The organism is Sphingopyxis sp. LC363, from assembly GCF_000756385.1.
In the GTDB taxonomy this organism is placed as follows: domain Bacteria; phylum Pseudomonadota; class Alphaproteobacteria; order Sphingomonadales; family Sphingomonadaceae; genus Sphingopyxis.
This window is the reverse complement of the sequence record NZ_JNFC01000029.1, coordinates 38,671-47,914: the sequence shown is the minus strand read 5'-3', so window position 1 is coordinate 47,914 and position 9,244 is coordinate 38,671. Positions and strand designations below refer to the sequence as shown.

The 9,244-nt window shown below is 66.2% G+C and carries 11 protein-coding genes; 8 read left to right on the top strand and 3 right to left on the bottom strand.

Features of this window, described 5'->3' with window-relative positions; genetic code table 11:
• Positions 1-97: 97 nt before the first annotated feature.
• Positions 98-460, bottom strand: coding sequence for a response regulator (locus tag FG95_RS12110; protein ID WP_037556171.1), 363 nt, complete (start codon positions 458-460; stop codon positions 98-100).
• An 87-nt stretch (positions 461-547) separates the two neighbouring features.
• Here FG95_RS12110 and FG95_RS12105 point away from each other — a divergent pair, with 87 nt between their 5' ends.
• Genes FG95_RS12105 through FG95_RS12090 form a run of 4 tightly spaced genes read left to right on the top strand, consistent with a single transcriptional unit; the run spans position 548 to position 3,089 of the window.
• Positions 548-811 carry a DUF3572 family protein gene (locus FG95_RS12105; protein WP_037556169.1) on the top strand — a complete coding sequence of 88 codons (264 nt, stop codon included), beginning with the start codon at positions 548-550 and terminating at the stop codon, positions 809-811.
• Entirely contained in the window at positions 808-1,449 is a 642-nt protein-coding gene (locus FG95_RS12100) for an HAD family hydrolase (protein WP_037556166.1), read from the top strand. The genes FG95_RS12105 and FG95_RS12100 overlap by 4 nt, the downstream gene beginning before the upstream one ends.
• Positions 1,450-1,464: 15 nt before the next feature.
• Positions 1,465-1,929 carry a RidA family protein gene (locus FG95_RS12095; RefSeq protein ID WP_037556163.1) on the top strand — a complete coding sequence of 155 codons (465 nt, stop codon included), beginning with the start codon at positions 1,465-1,467 and terminating at the stop codon, positions 1,927-1,929.
• An 8-nt stretch (positions 1,930-1,937) separates the two neighbouring features.
• Positions 1,938-3,089: a GNAT family N-acetyltransferase gene (locus FG95_RS12090; RefSeq protein WP_037556161.1), complete on the top strand. Its 1,152-nt coding sequence runs from the start codon at positions 1,938-1,940 to the stop codon at positions 3,087-3,089.
• Between the two features lie 104 nt (positions 3,090-3,193).
• Here the strand turns inward: FG95_RS12090 and FG95_RS12085 are convergent, their stop codons facing one another.
• Both FG95_RS12085 and panC read right to left on the bottom strand, forming a co-directional pair.
• Complete coding sequence (locus FG95_RS12085; RefSeq protein WP_037556159.1) at positions 3,194-3,508, bottom strand: sel1 repeat family protein; 315 nt, start codon at positions 3,506-3,508, stop codon at positions 3,194-3,196.
• A gap of 139 nt (positions 3,509-3,647) precedes the next feature.
• Positions 3,648-4,487, bottom strand: coding sequence for a pantoate--beta-alanine ligase (panC, locus tag FG95_RS12080; RefSeq protein WP_037556157.1), 840 nt, complete (start codon positions 4,485-4,487; stop codon positions 3,648-3,650).
• A gap of 86 nt (positions 4,488-4,573) precedes the next feature.
• Here panC and FG95_RS12075 point away from each other — a divergent pair, with 86 nt between their 5' ends.
• The 4 genes from FG95_RS12075 (at position 4,574) to rpoN (ending at position 9,189) form a co-directional block, all read left to right on the top strand.
• On the top strand, positions 4,574-5,383 hold the full coding sequence (locus tag FG95_RS12075) for a division plane positioning ATPase MipZ (protein WP_037556156.1): 810 nt from the start codon (positions 4,574-4,576) through the stop codon (positions 5,381-5,383).
• 26 nt (positions 5,384-5,409) lie between these two features.
• On the top strand, positions 5,410-6,792 hold the full coding sequence (pgmG, locus tag FG95_RS12070; protein ID WP_037556155.1) for a phosphoglucomutase/phosphomannomutase PgmG: 1,383 nt from the start codon (positions 5,410-5,412) through the stop codon (positions 6,790-6,792).
• Positions 6,793-6,904: 112 nt separating this feature from the next.
• Positions 6,905-7,720: an LPS export ABC transporter ATP-binding protein gene (lptB, locus tag FG95_RS12065; protein ID WP_037556153.1), complete on the top strand. Its 816-nt coding sequence runs from the start codon at positions 6,905-6,907 to the stop codon at positions 7,718-7,720.
• Between the two features lie 14 nt (positions 7,721-7,734).
• Positions 7,735-9,189 carry an RNA polymerase factor sigma-54 gene (gene rpoN / locus FG95_RS12060; RefSeq protein ID WP_037556150.1) on the top strand — a complete coding sequence of 485 codons (1,455 nt, stop codon included), beginning with the start codon at positions 7,735-7,737 and terminating at the stop codon, positions 9,187-9,189.
• The last annotated feature ends 55 nt before the right edge of the window (positions 9,190-9,244 follow it).

Here is a 9,244-nt window from a genome sequence, read left to right as displayed (position 1 = left end):
ATCTGAGTCGTGCGGCTCCGCCTGTGCCCCTCCACCACCTTCGGTGGTCCCCCTCCCCGTGCCGGGGAGGATCGGCAGCTTCCGGCCGAAACCCGCCCTAAGCGAACGCCCCGACGCTTTCGATGAACTTGATCACCGAGATCGGTTTCGAGACATAGGCCTCGGCCCCCGCCGCCTTGATCTGTTCCTCGTCACCCTTCCCGGCATAGGCGGTGACCGCCATGATCGGCACGGCGCGCAAGCTGAGATCGGCCTTCATCTGGCCGATCAGATCGAGCCCGCTGACATGCGGCAGCTGGATATCCATGATGATCAGGTCAGGGGTGATTTCGCGCGCCTTCGCCAGCGCGTCGCGTCCGTCGCGCACCGGATGCGCGCTGTAGCCATGGGCGTTGAGGAGGTCGCAGAAGAGGCGGAGGTTGAGTTCATTATCCTCGACGACCAGGATGGTCTTGCCCATGTGCTTTCCGTTCCCCACCTTGCGTGCGCGGCCCGTTTAGGCGAATCGGCCGCACGACACAATTGCATCGCGACGGAGGGATCGGGCTTGCTGGAAGATGATGCGGCGCTGGCGCTTCATGCACTCGGCTGGATTTTGAGCGACGAACCGCGCGCCGAACGGCTGCTCGCGTTGACCGGCCTCGCGCCCGACGAACTGCGCGCTTCGCTGGGCGAGCAGGCGACGCTCGCGGCGATCCTCGCCTTCCTCGCCGGCCACGAAAACGATCTTGTTGCCTGCGCCGATGCCTTGCAGGTGCCGCCCGCCAGCATCGCCGCCGCCGCCCACAGACTCGAAGGAACCTCCGCATGAACCGCCCGCTCGTCATCACCGATTGCGACGAGGTGCTGATGCACATGGTCGTGCCTTTCGCCGAATGGGTCGACGCCGAACATGGCGTGATCTTTCGCATCGAGGATGCGAGCTTCGCCAATGCGCTGAAACGCAAGGAATGCGGCACGCCATTGGAGGCGGCCGAGGTATGGCCGCTGCTCGACGGCTTCTTCCGCACCGAAATGACGCGGCAATATCCGATAGCCGGCGCCTTGGCCGCGATGGCGGCGATCGGCGCCGAGGCCGATATCGTCGTCCTGACCAATGTCGGTCCCGAGCATCAGCAGGCACGGATCGACCAGCTTGCGCTCCATGATTTCCGTGCGCCGGTGATCGGCAGCCGCGGCGGCAAGGGCGAGCCGGTGCGCCGCCTGATCGAGCAATATCGCCCCTCGGTCGCGGTGTTTATCGACGACCTCGCCGGCCACCACCAGTCGGTCGCGCAAGAGGCGCCCGACGTGTGGCGGCTGCACCTGATCGGCGAGCCCGCGATCGCCGGCAAGATCGCGCCGGCGAAATACGCCCATGCGCGAATCGACGATTGGAAAGAGGCGCAGGGCTGGATATTGGCTCGCCTCGCCGAAAATATCCCCGCCCCGGCCGCCGAGCCGGTTTAAGAAGGAACCACCCCCATGGATATCGCCGCCAAGATCGCCGAGCTCGGCCTCGAACTCCCCAAGCCCGCCGCGCCGGTCGCGGCCTATGTGCCCGTCGTCGAGCAGGGCGGCATGCTCTATGTCAGCGGCCAGTTGCCCTTCCGCGACGGACAGGTCGTCACCGGCCGCCTCGGCGACGATATGGACGTTGCGGGCGGGCAGGATGCGGCGCAGCGCGTCGCGCTGATGCTCGTCGCGCAGATCGGGCAGGCCTTGGGCGGCGACTGGTCGCGCGTCGAGCGCGTCGTCAAGCTGGGCGTGTTCGTCAACAGCGCGCCGAGCTTCACCGATCAGGCGAAGGTCGCCAACGGCGCATCGGAACTGTTCGAAACACTGTTCGGCGAAGCGGGCCGCCACGCGCGCGCCGCGGTCGGCGTCGCGGTGCTGCCGCTCGGCGCGGCGGTCGAGGCCGACGCGATCGTCGCGGTGAAGCCCGCCTAAGGCATCCGGTGGCCGAAGCCGACCCGCCCGCCCGGACGATCTCGCTCGGAACCGGGGTCGCCGCGATCGATGCGGCGGCGTGGGATGCGCTGGCGGGTGGCGGCAATCCCTTCGTCGGCCACGCCTTCCTGTCGCTGCTCGAACAATCGGGCAGCGTCGGGCCGGGCACCGGCTGGCAGCCCGCGCCGCTGCTTGTCGAGGACGCCGCCGGCGCGCTCGTCGCCGCGGCGCCCGCCTACCTCAAATCGCACAGCCAGGGCGAATATGTCTTCGACCACGCGTGGGCCGACGCGTGGACGCGCGCGGGCGGCGATTATTATCCCAAGCTGCAGATCGCGGCGCCCTTCACGCCGGTGCCGGGCCCGCGCCTGCTCGCCAAGGACAAGGGTGACGCCTTGCTGCTGCTCCGCGCCGCCGAGGCGGTGGTGCGGCAGAATCAATTGTCGTCGGCGCATGCGACCTTCGTCGCCCCCGAACAGATGCCGCTGTTCGAAGAGGCGGGCTGGCTCGTCCGCCGCGATATCCAGTTCCATTTCGCGAACGCGGGCTATGCCAGCTTCAACGATTTCCTCGCCACGCTGAACTCGCAGAAGCGCAAGCAGCTGCGCAAGGAGCGGCTGCGCGCGGTCGAGGGACTGCGCGTCGAGGAACTGACGGGCGACGCGATCCGGCCCGAGCATTGGGACGCGATGTGGCTTTTCTATCAGGACACCGGCGCGCGCAAATGGGGGCATCCCTATCTGACTCGCGCCGCCTTCGACCTGATGGGCGAGCATATGGCCGATCAGATCATCCTGCTCATCGCCCATGACGCCGACGAGCGGCCGGTCGCCGGCGCGCTGCACTTCCTCGGCGCCGACGCGCTGTATGGCCGCTATTGGGGATGTCTCGCAGAAATCCCCTATCTGCATTTCGAGCTATGCTATTACCGCGCGATCGACATCGCGATCGAACGCGGGCTCGCGCGGGTCGAGGCTGGCGCGCAGGGCGGGCACAAGCTCGCGCGCGGCTATGGCCCTGTCGCGACCTGGTCGGCGCATTTCATCGCCGATCCGGGCTTTCGCCGTGCGGTCGCCGACTATCTCGAACAGGAACGGCAGGCCGAAGCGGCCGAGATGGAATGGCTGGAAGGGCAAATGCCCTTCAAGCGGAAGAGCTGAAACGTCCCCTTCGTCACCCCGGACTTGATCCGGGGTCCAGCATCATCCGCTGGATGGATGCCGGATCAAGTCCGGCATGACGAAAAAAGAGGATTTTGGAAGGATCAGGCCGCGAAGCGGCGGGCGGCGGGACGGCGCGCCGTCTCGTCGAGCCAGGCGCGCGCCTGGCGCTGTGCTTCGGCGATTTCGTCGCGCGACATTTCGCTCGACACGTCGGCGCGGCAATGCTGGCCTTCGACATTGCCGCCGAGCGCGGCGAGATTGAACCATTTATGCGCTTGGATCAGGTCGACATCGACCCCGCCCGAGCCGGTCGAAAACGCGATACCGAGATCGAAATAGGCGCCCGCATCGCCGCGCGCTGCGTCGAGCAAGCGGCTCTCGATCAGATATTGGGCAGACTTCAGACTGTTCGCCATGATAACCCCCTTTGCCTCCACCCCACATGGAGACCTCGGGGCCAAATTTGCGGTTTATGGTCAACAAAGCGTTAACGACGATGTCGTTTTTTGTAGATATTGTACAAACTCCCCGGAAATTCCCGGACTTCCGAGCCGATCAGCCCACCGCCAGATTGTCGATCAGCCGCGTTTTTCCGATCCGGGCGGCAGCGAGCAGGCGCGCCGGCGCGCGGAAGGCGCGAAGCCGTTCGAGGCTGTCGGCATCGGCCAGCGCGACATAGTCGACGCTGTCGAATCCGCCCGCGACGATCGCCGCCTCGGCCCTGACGAGCGTTTCGGTGACGTCGGCGCCGCCTGCGATCGCCTGCGCCGCGGCGTTCAACGCGGCGGGAAAGGCGGGCGCCGCCGCGCGCTGCGCGTCCGAGAGATAGGCGTTGCGCGACGACATCGCGAGGCCGTCGCTGTCGCGCGCGATCGGCGCACCCAAAATGTCGATCGCGAAATCGAGGTCGCGCGCCATGCGGCGGATGATCGCGAGCTGTTGCCAGTCCTTTTCGCCGAAGATCGCGACGTCGGGGCGCACCTGGTTGAACAGTTTCGCGACGACGGTCGCGACGCCGTCGAAATGGCCCGGACGCGCGGCGCCGCAATAATCGGCGCCAAGCTCGGCGACCTCGATATGCGTGTTGTGTCCGCCGGGATACATGGTCGCGACATCGGGCGCCCAGAGCAGGCTCGCCCCCTCCTCGACCAGCAGCGCGGCGTCGCGCGCTTCGTCCCGCGGATAGGCCTCGAAATCCTCGTTCGGGCCGAATTGCGTGGGATTGACGAAGATCGACACGACGGCGTGGTCGGCGACGCGCTTCGCCATGCGGACGAGCGAGAGATGGCCGTCGTGCAGCGAACCCATGGTGGGGACCAGCGCGACGCTCTTCCCCCCCTGTTTCAGTGCCGTAACGGCACGGTGCAGCATCGCGATGTCACGGATGATTTGCACGGTTCGTCGCCCTCCGATATTGGCGCGACTATATCACTTCGCGCGACGGCCGCCCATGCCGTGCCAACAGGAAAATCGCAACGCTCATGACGACCCCCGCACCGCACCGCATCATCTTTGCCAATGAAAAGGGCGGGACGGGCAAATCGACCTGCGCCGTGCATTTCGCGGTCGCATTGGCGAGCCAGGGGTGGCGCGTCGCGGGCATCGACCTCGACCCGCGTCAGCGCACCTTCCACCGCTATCTCGAAAATCGCGAGAATACGGCGAAGCGCCGCGAGATCGCGCTGCCGACCCCGCGCTTCGAGGTGTTCACCGGATCGACGATCGAGGAACTCGACGCGCAGGTCGCGCGGCTGAGCGTCGATGTCGATTATCTGATCGCCGACACGCCGGGCCGCGACGACGTCTTCGCGCGCCATCTTGCGACGAGCGCCGACACGCTCGTCACCCCGATCAACGACAGCTTCATCGATTTCGACCTGATCGGACAGGTCGATCCCGAGACCTTCCAGGTTACCCGGCCGAGCTTCTATTCCGAACTCATCTGGGACACACGCAAGGCGCGCGCCAAGAGCGACGGGCGGACGATCGACTGGATCATCCTGCGCAACCGCCTCCAGCATGTCGACGCGCACAATATGCGCCGCGTCGGCGAGGCGCTGACCCAGCTGTCACGCCGCGTCGGCTTCCGCGTCATCCCCGGGCTCGGCGAGCGCGTCATCTATCGCGAGCTTTTCCCGGCTGGCCTCACCCTGCTCGACAAGGCGCATCTCGGCGGCATGGGAATCGGCCACGTCGTCGCGCGGCAGGAACTCCGCGAGGCGATGGGCGGACTCAACCTCCCGGCGCGCGAAAGATTGCATCCGGACGGGGATTTGTTCGCCGCAGCCTGACCCTTCTCTCCCCAAGAGGTTCAAACATGACGCACAATTTCCATCCGACGATGCTCCGCGAATATGATATCCGCGGGGTGGTCGGCGACACGCTTTCGGACAAGGACGCCTATGCGATCGGGCGCAGCTTCGCGACGCTGATCCGCCGCGCGGGAGGCAAAAGCGTCGCGGTCGGCTATGACGGGCGCCTGTCGTCCCCGATGCTCGCCGACGCGCTGATCGCCGGGATCAATGCCGCGGGCGTCGATGCGCTCAACGTCGGGCTCGGGCCGACGCCAATGCTCTATTATGCCGCTTCAACCGAAGATGTGGACGGCGGCATACAGATAACCGGCAGCCACAACCCCCCCGACTATAATGGTTTCAAGATGGTGTTTCAGGGGCGTCCCTTCTTTGGCGCCGACATTTTGGCCATCGGCGAAATGGCCGCCGCGGGCGACTGGGATGCGGGAGAAGGCACGTCTGAGAGCATCGACATCGTCGACGCCTATGTCGACCGGCTCGTCGAGGGTTTCGCCGGCGGCGCCTTCCGCATCGGTTGGGACGCCGGCAACGGCGCCGCGGGCACCGTGATCGAGAAGCTCACCGCGCGCCTTCCCGGCGAACATCATTTGCTGTTTACCGACATCGACGGCCATTTCCCGAACCACCATCCCGATCCGACCGAGGAAAAGAATCTCGCCGATCTGAGGAAACTCGTCGCCGAGAAGAGCCTCGATTTCGGCGTCGCTTTCGATGGAGACGGCGACCGCATCGGCGCGATCGACGGCGAGGGCCGGGTGATCTGGGGCGACCAGCTGCTGCAAATCTATGCCGCCGCGGTGCTGAAGGACATGCCCGGCGCGACGGTGATCGCCGATGTGAAGGCGAGCCAGGCGCTGTTCGACCGCGTCGCCGAACTTGGCGGCAAACCCCTGATGTGGAAGACCGGCCACAGCCTGATCAAGGCGAAGATGAAGGAAACCGCGAGCCCGCTGGCGGGCGAGATGAGCGGGCATATCTTCTTTGCCGACCGCTATTACGGCTATGACGACGCGCCCTATGCCGCGGTGCGGCTGATCGAGGCGGCGGCGAAGCTGGGTGAGAGCGTCACCGAATTGCGCGGCAATATGGCGCCGATGGTCAACACCCCCGAAATGCGCTTCCAGGTCGACGAGAGCCGCAAGTTCGCCATTGTGGACGAAGTTCTGGACCGGCTCGCCGAATCGGGGGCGAAGGTCGACCGCACCGACGGCGCGCGCGTGCTCACCGACGATGGCTGGTGGCTGCTCCGCGCCTCGAACACGCAGGACGTTCTCGTCGCGCGCGCCGAGGCGAAGGACGAGGCGGCGCTCGCGCGCCTGCTCGCCGCGATCGACGAGCAGCTCGCCTTGTCGGGGATCGTGCGGGGGCCGCAGGCGGCGCATTGAGCGCCGCCGACGATGCCGCCCTTGGTTGTCTTGCAAAAATCTTGCCAGATTGACCTTGGCCGCGTCGCTGGGGTAACGCCACACGGGAGCTAGAAACGGAACCGACCGACATATGACCGACGACGAATCCACCGTGGCAACGCTTTCCGAGGGCGATCATGGCGTCACCGAGCATCGCGCGCACGTCCGCGAGGATGCGGCGGCGGGCAACGGTCTTGCGGTCATCTCGATCGCGAAAAGCTATGACAAGCGCGTCGTGCTGTCGGACGTCTCGCTGTCGGTCGGCAAGGGCGAGGTCGTCGGTTTGCTCGGCCCAAACGGTGCGGGCAAGACGACCTGCTTCTATTCGATCATGGGGCTGGTGAAGCCCGACGCCGGGCGCATCATGCTCGACGGCGCCGACATCACCGCGCTGCCGATGTACCGCCGCTCGATCCTCGGCCTCGGTTATCTGCCGCAGGAAACCTCGATTTTTCGCGGCATGACGGTCGCGCAAAATATCGAGGCGGTGCTCGAACTCGCCGAGCCCGACAAGATTGCGCGCGAACGGCGACTTGAGGAACTGCTCGACGAATTCGGCCTCACGCGGCTGCGCGATGCCGCCGCGATGGCGCTGTCGGGCGGCGAACGCCGCCGCGCCGAAATCGCGCGCGCACTCGCCGCGAACCCGTCGATCATCCTGCTCGACGAGCCTTTCGCGGGCATCGATCCGCTGTCGATCAGCGACATTCGCGACCTCGTCGCCGATTTGAAGACGCGCGGCATCGGCGTGCTGATCACCGACCACAATGTGCGCGAGACGCTCGACCTCGTCGACCGCGCCTGCATCATCTACGACGGCAAGGTGCTGCTTGCCGGCTCTCCGGCCGAACTCGTCGCCGACCCCGAGGTGCGTCGCCTCTACCTCGGCGAGGGTTTTTCCTTGTGATCGACTAGCTGCCGATGGCGCTCGGTCCGCGTCTCGATCTCCGCCAGTCGCAATCGCTGGTGATGACGCCGCAGCTGCAGCAGGCGATCAAGCTGCTGGCGCTGTCGAACCTCGAACTCGAAGCCTATCTGGCCGAGGCGCTCGAGGGCAATCCGCTGCTCGATACGGCGTCGGCCGACAGCGAGGGCGCCGGCGGCGACGAGCCCGCCGGCGAAGCGCCCGTCGCCGAAGCCGCGTCGATCGAGGCCGATCGGGCGCTGTCGGCCGATGACGGAAGCGCGAACGACCTCGACGTCGACCTGGCCGAAAGCTTCCATCACGACAGCGCGAGCGACAATGTCGGCCTGTCGGGTGGCGGCGAGGATATCGATTTCGACAGCTTCGCCGAGCATGAGGGGACGCTCCACGATCATCTGCTCGCGCAGGTCGGCGAGCGGTTCGGCGGAATCGAGGCGATCGTCGCGGGGCAGCTTGTCGCGCTGATCGACGAGGCGGGATATCTGCGCGCCGACCTTGCCGAGCTTGCCGCGCAGCTCGGCATGCCGCTGGCGCTGGTCGAGGCGGTGCTGGCGGGCATCCAGTGCTTCGACCCTTCGGGCGTCGGCGCGCGCGACCTTGCCGAATGTATCGCGATCCAGGCGCGTGAGGCCGACCGGTACGATCCCGCGATGGCGACGATGATCGCGCATCTCGATCTCGTCGCAAAGGGCGCTTTCCCGCAATTGAAGCGCATCTGCGGCGTCGACGACGAGGATCTTGCCGACATGATCCGCGAGCTGCGCGGCTATGATCCCCGCCCCGGGCTCCGCTTCGGCGGCGAAGGTGCGCCCGCGGTCGTCCCCGACCTTTATATCCGCCAGACCGCGAAGGGCTGGGCGGTCGAGATCAACAACGGCACCCTGCCCCGCCTGCTCGTCAACCGCCGCTATTACACCGAACTGGCTGAGGGCGCCGCGGCGAAGAGCAAGGCGTGGCTGTCCGAGCAGCTCGCGGGCGCCAACTGGCTTGTGCGCGCGCTCGACCAGCGCCAGCGCACGATCGTCAAGGTCGCGAGCGAGATCGTGAAACAGCAGGAGGGCTTCTTCCTGAACGGCGTCGCGCATATGCGCCCGCTGACGCTGCGGCAGGTCGCCGAGGCCATCGGCATGCACGAATCGACCGTCAGCCGCGTCACCAGCAACAAATATCTGAGCTGCGCGCGCGGGCTGTTCGAGCTCAAATATTTCTTCTCGAGCGGAATTGCCGCGACCGGGGGCGACGGCGCGGTGTCGGCCGAAGCGGTGAAGAGCCGGATCAAGGCGATGATCGAAGGCGAGGATGCCAGGGCGATCCTCTCCGACGAGACGATCGCCCAGAAACTGTCGGCCGAGGGGCACGACATCGCGCGGCGCACCGTCGTCAAATATCGCGAGGCGATGGGCTATGGCTCGTCGGTGCAAAGACGGCGGCAGAAGGCTTTGGCGGGATAATATCCCTCGTCACCCCGGACTTGATCCGGAGTCCATGACATCGCCGCGGCGATGG

What these genes read in the sequence shown, in the direction of transcription:
- FG95_RS12110 (WP_037556171.1), bottom strand. Translation starts at nt 460, where the DNA reads ATGGGCAAGACCATCCTGGTCGTCGAGGATAATGAACTCAACCTCCGC.
- FG95_RS12100 (WP_037556166.1), top strand. Translation starts at nt 808, where the DNA reads ATGAACCGCCCGCTCGTCATCACCGATTGCGACGAGGTGCTGATGCAC.
- FG95_RS12095 (WP_037556163.1), top strand. Translation starts at nt 1,465, where the DNA reads ATGGATATCGCCGCCAAGATCGCCGAGCTCGGCCTCGAACTCCCCAAG.
- FG95_RS12085 (WP_037556159.1), bottom strand. Translation starts at nt 3,508, where the DNA reads ATGGCGAACAGTCTGAAGTCTGCCCAATATCTGATCGAGAGCCGCTTG.
- FG95_RS12075 (WP_037556156.1), top strand. Translation starts at nt 4,574, where the DNA reads ATGACGACCCCCGCACCGCACCGCATCATCTTTGCCAATGAAAAGGGC.
- pgmG (WP_037556155.1), top strand. Translation starts at nt 5,410, where the DNA reads ATGACGCACAATTTCCATCCGACGATGCTCCGCGAATATGATATCCGC.
- lptB (WP_037556153.1), top strand. Translation starts at nt 6,905, where the DNA reads ATGACCGACGACGAATCCACCGTGGCAACGCTTTCCGAGGGCGATCAT.
- rpoN (WP_037556150.1), top strand. Translation starts at nt 7,735, where the DNA reads ATGGCGCTCGGTCCGCGTCTCGATCTCCGCCAGTCGCAATCGCTGGTG.